Source organism: Lysinibacillus sp. CTST325 (assembly GCF_054665055.1).
This window is the reverse complement of the sequence record NZ_BAAFHO010000002.1, coordinates 387,697-401,017: the sequence shown is the minus strand read 5'-3', so window position 1 is coordinate 401,017 and position 13,321 is coordinate 387,697. Positions and strand designations below refer to the sequence as shown.

13 protein-coding genes are annotated in these 13,321 nt (G+C 36.3%); 6 read left to right on the top strand and 7 right to left on the bottom strand.

Annotated elements, in window-relative coordinates:
* Positions 1 to 61: 61 nt before the first annotated feature.
* Positions 62 to 1,057 carry a S66 family peptidase gene (locus tag ACYQ73_RS07345; RefSeq protein WP_460011872.1) on the bottom strand — a complete coding sequence of 332 codons (996 nt, stop codon included), beginning with the start codon at positions 1,055 to 1,057 and terminating at the stop codon, positions 62 to 64.
* Positions 1,058 to 1,279: 222 nt separating this feature from the next.
* On the opposite strand from ACYQ73_RS07345, the gene ACYQ73_RS07340 reads away from it, so the two are divergent.
* Entirely contained in the window at positions 1,280 to 1,753 is a 474-nt protein-coding gene (locus ACYQ73_RS07340) for a DinB family protein (protein WP_460011871.1), read from the top strand.
* Between the two features lie 545 nt (positions 1,754 to 2,298).
* Here the strand turns inward: ACYQ73_RS07340 and ACYQ73_RS07335 are convergent.
* On the bottom strand, positions 2,299 to 2,907 hold the full coding sequence (locus tag ACYQ73_RS07335; RefSeq protein WP_460011870.1) for a TetR/AcrR family transcriptional regulator: 609 nt from the start codon (positions 2,905 to 2,907) through the stop codon (positions 2,299 to 2,301).
* A 167-nt stretch (positions 2,908 to 3,074) separates the two neighbouring features.
* On the opposite strand from ACYQ73_RS07335, the gene ACYQ73_RS07330 reads away from it, so the two are divergent.
* Positions 3,075 to 4,634: an AMP-binding protein gene (locus ACYQ73_RS07330; RefSeq protein WP_460011869.1), complete on the top strand. Its 1,560-nt coding sequence runs from the start codon at positions 3,075 to 3,077 to the stop codon at positions 4,632 to 4,634.
* A gap of 42 nt (positions 4,635 to 4,676) precedes the next feature.
* Entirely contained in the window at positions 4,677 to 6,020 is a 1,344-nt protein-coding gene (locus ACYQ73_RS07325; protein WP_460011868.1) for an MFS transporter, read from the top strand.
* A gap of 76 nt (positions 6,021 to 6,096) precedes the next feature.
* On the opposite strand, the gene ACYQ73_RS07320 is transcribed toward ACYQ73_RS07325, so the two are convergent.
* Complete coding sequence (locus ACYQ73_RS07320) at positions 6,097 to 7,701, bottom strand: ABC-F family ATP-binding cassette domain-containing protein (RefSeq protein ID WP_370081471.1); 1,605 nt, start codon at positions 7,699 to 7,701, stop codon at positions 6,097 to 6,099.
* A gap of 359 nt (positions 7,702 to 8,060) precedes the next feature.
* On the opposite strand from ACYQ73_RS07320, the gene ACYQ73_RS07315 reads away from it, so the two are divergent.
* On the top strand, positions 8,061 to 8,555 hold the full coding sequence (locus ACYQ73_RS07315) for an NADAR family protein (protein WP_460011867.1): 495 nt from the start codon (positions 8,061 to 8,063) through the stop codon (positions 8,553 to 8,555).
* 29 nt (positions 8,556 to 8,584) lie between these two features.
* Positions 8,585 to 8,800 carry a hypothetical protein gene (locus ACYQ73_RS07310; RefSeq protein ID WP_460011866.1) on the top strand — a complete coding sequence of 72 codons (216 nt, stop codon included), beginning with the start codon at positions 8,585 to 8,587 and terminating at the stop codon, positions 8,798 to 8,800.
* A 343-nt stretch (positions 8,801 to 9,143) separates the two neighbouring features.
* Here the strand turns inward: ACYQ73_RS07310 and ACYQ73_RS07305 are convergent, their stop codons facing one another.
* Complete coding sequence (locus tag ACYQ73_RS07305) at positions 9,144 to 10,232, bottom strand: serine hydrolase domain-containing protein (RefSeq protein ID WP_460011865.1); 1,089 nt, start codon at positions 10,230 to 10,232, stop codon at positions 9,144 to 9,146.
* A gap of 375 nt (positions 10,233 to 10,607) precedes the next feature.
* On the opposite strand from ACYQ73_RS07305, the gene ACYQ73_RS07300 reads away from it, so the two are divergent.
* On the top strand, positions 10,608 to 10,757 hold the full coding sequence (locus tag ACYQ73_RS07300; RefSeq protein WP_402871522.1) for a hypothetical protein: 150 nt from the start codon (positions 10,608 to 10,610) through the stop codon (positions 10,755 to 10,757).
* Between the two features lie 365 nt (positions 10,758 to 11,122).
* Here ACYQ73_RS07300 and ACYQ73_RS07295 read toward each other — a convergent pair whose 3' ends face one another.
* The 3 genes from ACYQ73_RS07295 to ACYQ73_RS07285 are packed head-to-tail and all read right to left on the bottom strand — an operon-like array spanning position 11,123 to position 13,276.
* The gene (locus ACYQ73_RS07295; RefSeq protein WP_460011864.1) at positions 11,123 to 12,361 is read right to left on the bottom strand and encodes an FtsW/RodA/SpoVE family cell cycle protein; all 1,239 of its coding nucleotides are present in this window, start codon (positions 12,359 to 12,361) and stop codon (positions 11,123 to 11,125) included.
* Complete coding sequence (locus ACYQ73_RS07290; RefSeq protein ID WP_460012313.1) at positions 12,328 to 12,741, bottom strand: helix-turn-helix transcriptional regulator; 414 nt, start codon at positions 12,739 to 12,741, stop codon at positions 12,328 to 12,330. Before ACYQ73_RS07290 ends, ACYQ73_RS07295 begins: the two co-directional genes overlap by 34 nt.
* Positions 12,725 to 13,276, bottom strand: a complete 552-nt coding sequence (locus ACYQ73_RS07285; RefSeq protein ID WP_460011863.1) for a sigma-70 family RNA polymerase sigma factor — start codon at positions 13,274 to 13,276, stop codon at positions 12,725 to 12,727. Before ACYQ73_RS07285 ends, ACYQ73_RS07290 begins: the two co-directional genes overlap by 17 nt.
* Between the last annotated feature and the right edge of the window lie 45 nt (positions 13,277 to 13,321).

Here is a 13,321-nt window from a genome sequence, read left to right as displayed (position 1 = left end):
GAATAGTTTGGTCAACTGCCCTGTAATAAACTCTTCACTTTAGCCAATAAGTATTTAATTGTTATGTAAACCATGTTTCTAGAAAGGTAATCTCTTTGCTAGTTGCATTGACACGTACACGTAAGCCGATGGGTATGGCATGCAAGGGATGAGTGTGGCAACAATCAACATCTGCGATAATAGGTATAGTACGTCCATCTAGCTGCTCTAGCAACACATCATAAGGCTTTCTTCCGGTTCCTAAATCGTCATATTGTTCATGTTTACCTAAAATAATCGCAGAAGCTTTGTCGAAAATGCCGTGTAGTTTTAGCATAGCAAAGTTTTTCTCAACAACCGCAATTGTTTTAGAAGTATCTTCAAGAAGTAAAATATCTCCTTCATTTATGAGAGGGAAGTAAGGTGTTCCAATGGAGCCGTACATCGTATTAATATTCCCACCTATTAAACGGCCTTCAGCAATGCCAGGTTGTACTGTAATCCATGAATTATGATGTTGAGTTTTTTCAGTCGTTTTTTCTAACCAGTTTAGTCGATCATCTGTCCAAATAGGTGGGATTGGCATGGTGTAGGGAATCGATAATGAATGTAAAAACATATCTTTAAAATATTGCTCTGTATAATGGACAAAAGGTGGAAATTCACCAAATGTAGAAGCAACAGAAGGTCCATAAAAGACAGGAATACTAGTCTTTGCATACATTGCGAGAAGTATAGCGGTAACATCAGACAAACCTATAAGTATTTTGGAATTCTGCTTAAATGCTTCGTAGTCTAGGTATGGCAGCATACTATTAGCGTTAGTACCACCCATAGTAGGTAAGATCATTTTGATGTGGGAATCACGAAGTAGGGTATTCAGCTCTTCGGCTCGTTCTTTCGGTGTACCGGAGCGATAAAAATCTTCTTTTCCAGTTAACGAGCCTTCTTTAATAGTAAAGCCAAGTGCTTGTAGACGTTCCTTGCCTCGTTCATAGCGAGCCTTTGCAATAGTTGTAGCTGGTTTGGAAGGTGAATATATGCCAATGGTATCGCCTTTTTTTAATGGGGAAAACATAAAATACCTCTTTCAATTTAAGATAAAAGTTATTATACATGATTTTACAATTTAAAGAGTCGTATACTTGTTTTGACGAAAGAGATGTAAAAAGTAACTGAAATGAATAGTTATAGCAGATTACGAAATAATAATATTATGTAAACTTGATGTTAGAAACTTGTAAGAGAGTTTAGAATTTAATATGATAGAAATGAATTTATGAAAATGGGGGGCGTTTATATGTATCGTCATGTAGATGACTTTTTAAATGAATGGTCAGCATCAGCACAAGGTACTAGTGAAGTCTTAAAAGCTTACACAGATGACAAGCTAGAGCAAAGCATCGTGGAAGGTCATAGCACACTAGGTTGGTTAGGCTGGCATTTAGTGGGTGCTGCTGGTTATTTCAGTTATTTAGCAGGGTTAAAGGTGCCAATGATTCGTCAAGAAGATCCAATTCCATCTACAGCTGCTGAAATTGTAGCTGCTTACGAAAATGTAGCAAATGGTGTGAAAGAGGAAGCGGCAAAGCTATCAAATGAAGACTTGCTGGAGGAAGTAAAAGGCTTCACTGGACCAATAGCTAGAGGTGCATTATTACGTGTAATGGTCGATCATCAAACACATCACCGTGGACAAATGACGGTGCTCCTACGTCAAGCAGGTTTACCAGTACCGGGCGTATTGGGGCCAACGAAGGAAATGCAAAAGTAAACGTAAAGAGGCTGGGACAAAACTGTTCAAAACCTTAAGCGCGAGAAATCAATTTAGAAACATTGATTTCTCGCGCTTTTTTTTTAAAATTTTTTAATTTTGCCTTGAAAATATGCTTATGTCTTATGCGATGCAAATCGTGTCGCATGAAGGTAGATATCGATTTTTTCGAAAGTTGGGTGATAAATTTAAAAAGGTAGATGATAAATTAAAAAAGTTGGTCAATAAACAATCAAAAGTTCTCGATATATTTTAATACTGTAGCTAGCTCCTTAAAAATTTTTGTCGCTCTCGTTCCGGTACACTGCACTTTCGTCGCAGAAAACTTGCAGCTGTCGTTCCGCTCCACTGCACTTCGCGACAGAGCCCCTTGCAGCTGCCACGCCACTTTCGCCGCAGAAAAATTTCCTACAAAAAGATATGTTGTGAGAATGAAGAACAATTAAATATAACGAGAAAATAGGCCAATCTAATTTGAAAAGTGAATAGGAAGGCCTATTTTTACTTTGAAGTAGAATAGGTAGCTTTTTATAGGCCACTTATTTTTAATTGGATTTCACCTTAGTTAACAAACCATCTAAAAATATTGCAATATAGCCTTTGCTTTCTTGTAATAAATCAAAATCTTTCCCAAAGACTAACCAGTCATATAGGGAACCTCGCATACAACGACTAATATAAATTACAGTTTGTTGAATATTTATTTGTGCAGATAATTCGCCATCTTTAATAGCTTTTTGTATAAATGAGTTTAAAATTTTATACAATTCTCGTTCAGAATTGGAAAAGAAATTTTCTTCGTTTTCAATTAAGCCACTTTTGTAAACGGAACGCATTAAATCCATTCCTAAATCATCTTTTAAATATTTCATTTGTGCATCAATTAATGAGATGACCTTTTCCTTGAAACAAAGATTGGCGGGCAGTGTAGCTGTAAATTCCTCGTAGAAGTGATCAATTTCATTAAATTTTTCTAAGAAAATATCGTATTTAGAAGAGAAATGACCATAAAAAGCACCTTTTGAGCTTTTACTTTTATGCACAATTTCATCAACCGTTACTTGATCAAAGCCTTTCGTTTCGAACAATTTAAGTGCTGTTAAATAGATATGTTTTTTCGTTTCCTGAGCCTGCTGTTTTCTTGTCTTTTTCATTTCTGAATCACCTAATTTCTACTTGATATTCTACTTAACTTTAGCATAATACTCGTTCATGTGATTAACTTGTTTTCTGAATTATTAGAAAAAACATTGACAAATAATTGTCTCGCCGATTAATATACAGACTATAGTCTATGAAACAGTTAAAGAGGGGGGATATCATGGATTTAATTGGAAATAGAACATTGCGCTCTGTTTTAAGGGAGAGAATAGAGCAACAACCTGAAAAAAGTTTTATTCGATTTGAGGATAATAAGGGAAACTATTTTGAAAAAAATTATGGGGTTTTTTATCAGGAAATTATACGCTTTAGTAATGCTCTTCTTAAGCTTGGCATCAAAAAAGGGGATCATGTTGTGTTACATTTACCAAACAATATGGAATTTTTTACAGCATGGTTTGCTTTAGCTGAAATTGGAGGCATTATGGTGCCTACGAACATTTTATCACCAGCAGATGAGATGGATTTTATTATTACTCATTCTGAAGCTGTCCTCATTATTACGGAAGAGGACTATATAGAAAAGTTTGTTAGTATTAAATCTAAAACACCGACTATACAAAATATTATTATCACGAGACAACAAAATAGCTCTGAAGGTGTCTTAAATTTCTCAGAGCTCATCAAAAATGAAAGCGATAATAATGTACATTTTCCAACAGTTTCGCCAGAAGATATTGTGGCATTGCTTTATACATCTGGAACAACATCAAGACCTAAAGGCGTTCAAGTGACACATGCCAATTATATTTACACTGGTGAGTTAATGGCTCGTTCAATAGCTTTAACACCTGAAGATCGAACATTTATTGTCTTACCGCTTTTCCATGGGAATGCCCAATACTATTCAACGATGTCAGCCATCATGGTAGGGGCAAGCATTGCAGTTACTGAGAAATTTAGTGCTTCACGTTATTTTAAACAAGCAAAGGCATTAGGCGGAACAGTTGGTTCTTTATTTGCCGCTCCTATTCGTATGATTTTAGCAAAAGATTACGAAAAAGAGGCGAAGGATAATCCTTTACGACTCATCCTTTTCGCACAGACAGTTGCAGAACACCAATTAGTACAGTTTAAGGAGCAATTTGATGTGGAGTTATTGCAACTGTACGGTTTGACCGAGACAGTTGGGATTCCACTGATAAATCCTCTATTTGGAATACGGAAAAATATGAGCATTGGTAGACCAAGCATTGGTTATGAGGTTCAGCTTGTAGATGAACAGGGGATCCCTGTAAATCAAGGGGAGATTGGTCAAATTGCCGTGAAAGGGATACTAGGAAGAACCTTAATGAAAGGCTACTTTAAAAACGAGCAAGCGACAAACGACACTGTTAAAGATAATTGGTTACTAACTGGGGATAACGCTCGTATTGATGAAGATGGTTATTTTTATTTCGTTGATCGTATAAAGGATATGATTAAACGCTCAGGTGAAAATGTGGCAGCGAATGAAGTGGAAAGTGTATTAACAGAGCATCCATTAGTATTTGAAGCAGCCGTCATTGGTGTACCCGATGATATGCGTGATGAAGCTATTAAAGCGTATGTTATTTTACAAGCTGGCGCTACTATAAGTGAAGAGGCTTTGATTGCACATTGTCGGGAACGTCTCGCAAAATTTAAAGTGCCAGATCGTATTGAATTTGTGACTGATTTTCCACGTACTCCTGTTGGAAAAATTCAAAAGCACGTTTTACGTAACGCTATTTTTAGTTGAAACGAATACCATAAAAAATTGAATATAGAGAGAAGGGATTCTATGAAAAATGTGAAGATATTATTAGCAAGTTTAGCAGGATCAGTCATTGAATGGTACGATTTTTATTTGTATGGTACTGCAACGGGATTAGTTTTTACAACACTTTTTTTCCCTTCGACTAATCCAGCAATCTCGATTTTAATTGCATTTGCTACGTTTGGAGCTGGATATGCAGCTCGTCCAATTGGAAGTTTAATTTTTGGGCATATGGGTGATCGTGTCGGAAGGAAAGCCTCACTAATGCTTACCTTAATTGGAATGGGCGGTAGTTCTTTTTTGATAGGTTTATTACCTACATATGCACAAGTGGGGTTACTCGCACCAACGCTTTTAGTAATTTTGCGACTTATTCAAGGGATTGCACTTGGTGGTGAATGGGGAGGTGCCGTGTTACTAGCTACTGAATCGGCTACAAAAGGGGTACGTGGCTTTTTTGGTTCTATTCCACAGCTTGGTGTACCAATCGGTTTAGTTTTAGGGACATTTAGTTTTACACTTATTTCTTCATTAACGACAGAAGCTCAATTTATGGCATGGGGTTGGCGTTTACCATTTCTATTTAGCGCAGTTTTAATAGTACTGGCTATATGGATTCGAAGCGGGATTGAAGAAACACCTGAATTTAAACGCAAAAAAGACAATGGTGAATTAGTTAAATTACCAATTGTCAACGTCTTCAAATATAATAAAAAAGATATTTTCCGCATTATAGGATTAAAAATAGGGGATGGATTCTTTAATGTGTTTTTAATGTCATTTATTTTGGTGTATGCAACTACGTATATAGGCTACACAAGGGATGTCGCATTGTTTGCCCTTACATTAAGCTGTGCAACAATGATTGTAACAATGCCCATTGTTGGATATTTTTCAGATTTTATAGGTCGAAAGAAAATTTATATCGGTGGCCTTATCACAATGTTACTGTTAGCGATTCCATATTTCATATTGATTCCAATCAATTCAACTTATTTCTTTATATTGCAAGTCATTTTACTTGGTGTCGTATGGGCAGCCATTTTCGCGACTCAAGGTACGTTTTTCTCTGAATTATTCCCAGCGAATGTTCGCTATACGGGGCTATCCTTTGGCTATCAAATCGCTGCGGCAATTGTCGGTTTTGGACCAATGCTATGGACATCTTTAGCAACAGAGTATGGGGCATCACCGTATTTATTTGGCGGATTAATGATGGCGGGGCTATTGTTATCGCTGTTACTTGCAGTATTTTCACCAGATACAAGGATGATTACTCAATATGAAGAGACTGTCGAGAAAGCACAAGAACATGAACGCATGTCAGAAGCTCAAGTGGAAGTAGCAATGACAACCACGACAAAGTAAGATAGTGAAATAGCTATATTCGTTAATAAGAAAACAGGGTTCTCCTTTTCGAATAGGAGAACCCTGTTTTGTTTCATTAGTTTAAGCCTTGGCTATCTTTCCACTCTAGGAATTCATCATAAGTTAATAGTTTATCTAAAATTGTGCCGTCTTCACGGATTTCGATGACACGGTTCGCAATTGTTTGGATGAACTGATGGTCATGAGATGTGAAGAGCATCGCACCTTTGAAGCGCATAAGTCCTTCGTTTAGTGCTTGGATTGACTCAAGGTCAAGGTGGTTCGTTGGCTCATCTAATAAAATAACGTTTGCTGTTGCAAGCATCATTTTTGATAGCATACAACGAACTTTTTCGCCCCCTGATAAAACTGAAGGAGATTTTTTCACTTCTTCACCAGAGAATAGCATACGACCTAAGAAGCCGCGTAAGAAGCTTTCTGTTTCATCATCAGGAGAATATTGGCGTAACCATTCCACTAATGATTTCTCTGAACCTTCGAAGTATTTATCGTGATCATTTTCAAAGTAGCTTTGAGATGTTGTTACGCCCCATTTGAATGTACCAGCATCTGCTTTTCTTTCGTCCATTAGAATATCAAGAAGAGCCGTTTTTGCCATTGGATTCCCAAGTAAAATGATTTTATCTTCTTTGTTCATTGAAAAGCGAATATCTTTAAATAGTGTTTCGCCTTCATTGCTTGCTGTAAGGCCATCCACTGTTAACACATCATTACCGATTTCACGTCCAGTTTGGAAGTTGATGAATGGATATTTTCGGCTAGAAGGTTTAATGTCGTCAAGCTCGATTTTATCCAACATTTTCTTACGAGAAGTCGCTTGGCTTGATTTTGAAGCGTTCGCAGAGAAACGAGCAACGAATGCTTGTAGCTCTTTAATCTTTTCTTCTTTTTTCTTGTTTTGGTCTGCCATCATTTTTTGTGCTAATTGGCTAGACTCATACCAGAAGTCATAGTTCCCGACATATAATTGGATTTTAGAGAAATCAAGGTCAGCAATATGAGTACATACTTTGTTTAAGAAGTGACGGTCATGGGATACGACAATAACCGTATTTTCAAAGTTAATTAAGAATTCTTCTAACCATTGGATTGCTTTTAAGTCAAGGTGGTTGGTAGGCTCATCTAGTAATAGAACGTCTGGTTTACCAAATAGAGCTTGTGCTAATAATACTTTGACTTTGTCAGAACCTTCAAGGTCAGCCATCAGCATATAGTGAAGCTCGTCGCCAATCCCTAACCCGTTTAATAATGTTGCTGCTTCTGAGTCAGCTTCCCAACCATTTAGGTCAGCGAATTCACCCTCTAATTCAGCAGCACGCATGCCATCCTCATCAGAAAAGTCTTCTTTTGCGTAGATAGCGTCTTTTTCAGCTTTTACTTCCCAAAGACGTTTGTTCCCCATAACTACTGTATCTAATACATTGAATTCATCGTATTCAAAGTGGTTTTGTTTAAGGACTGATAAACGTTCGTCCTTACCCATTGATACGTGACCTTCCTGCGCTTCAATTTCACCAGAAAGAATTTTTAAAAATGTTGATTTACCAGCACCATTTGCCCCGATTAAACCGTAGCAATTCCCCGGTGTGAATTTTATATTTACGTCTTCAAATAGTTTACGATCGCCATAGCGAAGACCTACATTACTTACTTGAATCATGCAAGTTCCTCCTTTTTTCACAATGGCACTAGTATATCATGAAATATGTACCAGAGTCTATAAACATTATTAAATCAACGTTTAACGTTTATGGGTTGTCAGGTGTTTGAGTGGAATAGGAGAGGGGGGATAATGTGATTCGGAAATACGTATCGACAACAATTAGAAGCTATTCATAATTACATGGAAGAATTAGAGTTATGGTCAATGTCAGATAAAGGTGGGTTTCCAAGTAATCGTGAGGATGTTGATTGGCAGTTGTTTGAACCAAATGTAGTTTAATATTAGTTATTAAATTTTGTTATAATGACAAACGCTTCCTATTAACTTACAATTGTAGGTAGATGGGAGGTGTTATTATGAAAGAAACTAATGAATTCGTATTCTTTTGGGGTAAACAAGATGTATTTTCAAATTTTTATTATTCACCATTCAATCACCAAAATCAGTTATTCAAATGGAGCGAACAAGCAGTAATGTATCGTAAAGCTAAATTGTTTGGTGCAGAGAAGATTGCTCAACAAATTATCCGTGCACAAACTCCAGACGAATGTAAAAAGTTAGGAAGAAGTCGTCAAATTCCGTTTGATGAGAATATTTGGTCAGAAAATCGGGAGAAGATTTATTATGAAGTGTTGTTAGATAAATTCTCTAGCCCAAAACTCAAATCGATTATTCTTAATACAAAAGATAAAACTATGGTTGAAGCTAGTCCTTACGATAAAATTTGGGGCATCGGAATGGATTGTAATAATCCTAATGCTACAAATCCTTCAAAGTGGAAAGGATTAAACCTTTTAGGTAAAGTACTAGAAAAAGTAAGAGAAGAGCTAAATAAAAGGAATCAATTATAGAAAATACATAACTAAGAAGAAGATTAATTATGGAAAATGGAATTGTTTTTGTACAAATTGAATTCATGAGAAATGAAAACGTTTATCGTGATGAGGTTTTAGAGAAGGTAAAAGCTGTTTCAATGATTGGTGAGAATTTAGAGGTTACTCTACAAATGGCTGCTGAATATTACGAAGTAAATGTGAAACAGTTAGATAAGCAGTTAAGCGTAATAGAAATGAGTTTAATGATTACGAAGAACTAAGGTTGTTGAAAGGTAAGGTGTTAAAGGAGTTCAAAGGTCTAGTACAAGGTGTACCAGACCTAGCTACACTACCTTCATTACAACTTTTAAACAGACGTGGATTATTAAGACTAGGGATTAAGAGAATCAGAAAGCTTTCGATTAGATTGAATTATATTGCATAAAATCCACAACTCATTGCGAGTGTGGCTTTTTTAGGTAAAGACTTTACACTTACATTAAGATTACAGTATTTGTAGCTGTGGATGGGAGTGTAAAGTATGTCTAGTGAAAAGAAACCATTTAAAGAATGGATTAAGGAACATGAAAATAAATTATCTTTTGTCAAATTTGAGAAAAGGAATTAAAGTTTCTCTTCCCATAACCAAATTGGTTGCTGAAGAACGATAGATGTAAGATTACGGTTGATTCTTTTTGAATTCACTGTCATCTCGTTGCTAAGAACGATCACTGTTAATTCCTCGTCATTTAGCCGTGTAACATAATGACGGAAACCACTCGGATATCCTCCTGGATGTCCAACTGCTTTTTTCCCCATGACATCTTGAGTATACCATCCATAGCCATATTGATTCGGAAACTTTTTAGCATGGGTCGTACTCATCAGTTCTGATGTTTCTTTGCTTATCAATACATTATTACGCAAGGCTCTATCAAACAGATCTAAATCTTCAGCAGTAGAAATGATATCCCCAGCTGCGTACGCTGCAGAATTATGCATGAAGGGTCCGACTTCCCCCTCTACATGTCCTTCCGCTTTCGGTATATCAGCGGGAACCGTAAATATAGAATTTAACATGTTGCTCGGCTCAAAAATATGTTCTTCTATATAATTTGCATAGGACTGTCCGCTGACTTTTTCAATAATTAGTCCTAACACTACATAACCTGTATTACTATAACTAAAGCTTTTACCTGGGGTAAACTCTAATTCAGAATCTTTAACGGTATTTACAATATCATATGGATTCCATTCTTTGCTGTAGTCAAATTTGAAATCCGTCTTTAGATAATCAGGAATTCCCGAACTATGACTTAGTAGATGACTTATTGTAATAGTCTCTCCATTCGGAAAGTCTGGGAAGTATTGCGAAATTGGATGATCTAAGTTTAGAAGCTCCTTTTCTACTAATTGCATGACTGCTACTGCAGTGAACGTTTTAGATAATGAAGCAATCTGATAGAGTGTGCTTGGGCTATTAGGTAAATCAGTGGCCGCCGATCCGTAACCTTTTGTAAATAAAACTTCACCTTCCTTTGCAATTAGGACGGTTCCCTGAAATTTTTCATTTGTCAAATATTGATCAATTTTTTCAGAAACGCTTCCAGATAAATTACTATGGTTGTTACGTCCAAATAATAGCAAAGCTACTAACGACACGATTATAATAACAAGAATAGTAATAGAGAAAATTTTTAAAAATTTTTTCATATGTATACCTCTCAATCTATTTCTTTATAGCGTATAAACACTTCCTATTATAAGATATAATTTTACAAAACATACCAAAAAGTAAAAAAATGCTATTTTTATCATGTTCAGCTGGTTCGGCAAATAAAAATAAAATAAATGGTATTAGTATTACAATCGAATAAATATAATTACATTAATAGGTGCGTTAAGCTTTTCTCTCTTGCATTGCATACAAATTATTTCTCAAATATCTTATGTTGTACACAATTTTTACTGATATATGCAAGGTTAGGCAGTATACTAATAAAGTAAAAAGGTTTACTTCAGTAAAATAATGTATATTATATTTGTTGAATAGATTCTCTTTAAAGATAAGAAAAGTAGGTGAACAAAGTGGGGAAATATCAATTGGATACCAAAGGTCAGAAGGCTGTGACAAAGTATCATGAAAAGAACAAGCCTGCCAAATTTGATAAAAAGCAGCAACTAGAAAAAATACGTGCGGAGTATTTGAAAAAAAAGCAAAAACAAACAGATAAATAAAATGATTGAAAACATAGGAAGACTAAAATCTCCCTATGTTTTTTTATTCGAAGTTCTTATTTCAATTGATGATAGAGTTTATTATTCTCCTAAATTTCAGATTCGGTGACAAAAAACTCGTCAACAGATATTCATTCCTCACTAATTGATTTTGACATTGAAATGACATAGCCATTATTCAAAATAAAAACGTTGTAAACAGGGGTTCACCAGCTACGATAGAGTGAGAGTAATTAAATAACAATTAGAAAAAGCTTGGAGAGCCTTATGTTATAGCTAAGGCTAAAAATAAAGTAACCTTCTATCAGCTAGACTGGTAAAAGGTCACTTACGTCGTATTAAAAAGCATTCAAACACTTTAAATATTAAATATAGGATTTTCTTCGATAAATACTAAGTGTCAAGCCGATTGCAACGCTTCCAAGTAGCATAGGGAAAACACCATGGCTAATGAATGGGATTGGCATTGACATAAAGGGTACAAGCCCGAAAAGCATAAGTATGTGATAGACAATTTGAGTTGTGACAAAGGCGAGGCCACCTACAATTAATAAACGACCGTATTCGTTATGAATGAAACCTAATGTGTGCGCTATACGATAAATGGTGAAGCAAAGAATGCATACAACGATTACTCCAGCAATAATCCCGTACGTTTGTAAAATTGTGAGTAATGCAAAATCAGTATGCGCTCCACCAGCAAACGGTTGAGTGCTGGTGCCAAACCAAGTGAGTTGCTTCATTACAGTTGAATTAATTGCAACAAAAGAATTCTCATCTAAGCCTGGTGTAAAGATGGTCTGCATTCTTTCAAGCTGGTACGATTTAAAAGGCGCCAACATTAAGTAGCTGATTAGTGCTGCAAATAGGAAACTAAATGCTCCGGTAATTACTAGCTTTTGCTTGCGAGAAAAACTGCTCGCATAAAATAAAGTGGCAACAATCGCTGAATATGTACAAAATAGTGAAATATCCGGCAATCGCAAGTAACAGAACGCGCCGATAAAATAAAGAATGAGCAGCAATGATAATGATTTTTTTTGTTTAGCGAAAAGCCCTGCAAAAGCAATTAAAAAAAGGGGCAACGTCATCCAACCTTTAAGTCCAATTGGTCCTACTTTAAAAAAGATCACTCCATTGATTGTGTAGTTACCATTTAAAATAATAAGAAATAAAAGACATGCAATTACATACATATGTGTGGAATAGCGCTCTAGTCTACGAAAATCGAGTCGCATTAAGAAGAGTGTTACAGCAATGCCACCAATAACAATAAAGATATTACGAATGATAAAATCTCGTAACGAGAGCTCAGCTGGCAGAAGCGGTAAGAAGCTACACATTGCTGCTAGCATAAATGGAATTACGAGTAGCCAATCGATTTTCGGCTGATGAATCTGATTGAGTGATACGCCGAGATTTGTAGCATTACCCATTTCACGGACAGCCTGTTGTTCCGCATCTGCATCGTTATAGCCCTTTTCCTGCCAAGCCTGTTTCGACTTCGCTAAATGATAGGCCAACTCCTTTTCAACAGCATCATGTGCCTCTTTGTTCCGAATATGTCCCTTTACATGTTGAGTAAATTCTTTAATCGTTCGCATAGCCGTACCTCCTTCAGTAATTGCTCAAAAGCAGGGAGTTTGTCCGTTTCATTATTAAGCTTTGTTAGTAACTTAACGCCCTTACGCGAGAGAACATACCGCTTTTCGTTCTCATGCCACTCACTTACGATGAGTTGTTGCTGTTCGAGTCGATGAAGCGTCGCATAGATCATCCCTTCATTTAAATGAACAACCTCTTTGTTTTTTGTATAAAGAAGTTGCGTAATCTCATAACCTGAGCGCAGCGTTTGTAACATCGGTAACAGCACTTGATCCGAAAGTTCCTCATGAATACCTTTGCGCACAGCTTCCTTATGTGTCTCTGTAAACTGCACCTTTTTAAATTGATTTTTCATAGCTTGTTTAAAACGTGTTTCCATCAAATGGATTCCCTCCTAACGCTTTTTGTAACAAAGAACGTGCCTTACGAAGTCTTGTTTTCACCGTGTTGTTATTCAATGATAAAAGGCTAGCAATCTCCTGGATCGAATAGTCCTCAAAATAATAAAAATAAATAAGTTCACGATACTTAACGGGGAGTGCCATTACTAAGTCAAACAACGCCTCGTCCTCACTATTTTTCACAACTTGCTCAAGCAAATCACTCGTTTCCAATGCTTCCGCTAACACATTTGTTTCAGTAACATCGACGTTTTTCTTGTACCAGCTCTTTATATAATCCTTTGAATGATTAATAGCAATACGCCACAACCAAGTTTTTAAGCTGGAATGCCCCTGATACGTTGAGAGAGCCTTATAGCACTTGATGAAAATCTCTTGCGTTAAATCTTCAGCAAGAGCAGTATCATGTACATATGTATAAACAAGCTGCAGAATCGCTTGACCATAATCGGTCATTAGCTCCTCAATCACCTGATCTCGTGATAAGTCGCCTGCTGTTATTGTTTCCTCCATATCGTCCCTCCTTACGTGTTCATTTATTAGACGATTGCCAAATAA